We start from the raw sequence: 848 nt of genomic DNA on the forward strand, positions 1-848 counted from the left end.
GGCCCACGCCATGCCCTCCCTCAAGGACCCCAAGGCCCCTGACCCCCTGGGCCGCATGCGGCTCCAGGAGGTGAAGCCGGTCCACGTGCGGGCCGCCGTGGACCGGGTGGTGGAAGCGGGCTACGCCCCCCGCACCGTGGGCCGGGTGCTCATGCGGCTCAAGGGCCTCTTCCGGGAGGCCCTACGCCTGGAGCTTGTGGCCCGGAACCCCGCCGAAGCCGTGAAGGTGCGTCTTCCCAAGGGGGAGAAGGCCGCCCGGGCCCTGGAGCCCCACGAGGTGGCCCGGCTCCTGGAGGCGGCCTACAAGAACCGCTCCCCCCGGGTGGGCCTCCGGGACTGGGCCCTCCTGGCCTTCCTCTACGGCACGGGCCTGCGCATCTCCGAGGCCCTGGCCCTCACCTACGGCGACCTCACCTACCAGGACGGGATCCCCCACGCCATCCGGGTGAAGGGGAAGGGGGACCGGGAGCGGGTGGTGGTCCTCTCCCCCACGGCCCAGCGGGCCCTCCACCAGTGGCTCAAGCACCGGAACCTGGAGGGGCACCCCACCAGCCCCTACATCTGGAGCCACACCTCGGGGCCGAGGCGGGGCGAGCCCTTCAGCGTGCGGGCGGTGGAGGCCATGGTGAAGCGGGTGGCCCGCAGGGCGGGGCTGAAGGACTGGGCCCGCATCACGCCCCACAAGCTGCGGCACTCCTACGCCAGCGCCCTGGTGGAGGCGGGGCGGGGCATTGACGAGGTGAAGGAGCTCCTGGGCCACAGCAGCATCAGCACCACCCAGGTCTACGTGCACGTGAGCCGGAAGCGCCTGGAGGAGGCGGCCCGGGCGCTGCCGGATGTGTTGGGGT

Annotated in this window: 1 protein-coding gene; it reads left to right on the plus strand. The window is 73.0% G+C overall.

Annotated elements, in window-relative coordinates:
• Positions 1-848 (plus strand): tyrosine-type recombinase/integrase (locus AC01Y6_RS10650; RefSeq protein ID WP_476671497.1); only part of this gene is annotated, 848 nt, incomplete at both ends.

The sequence above is a fragment of the Thermus sp. genome (assembly GCF_056332225.1).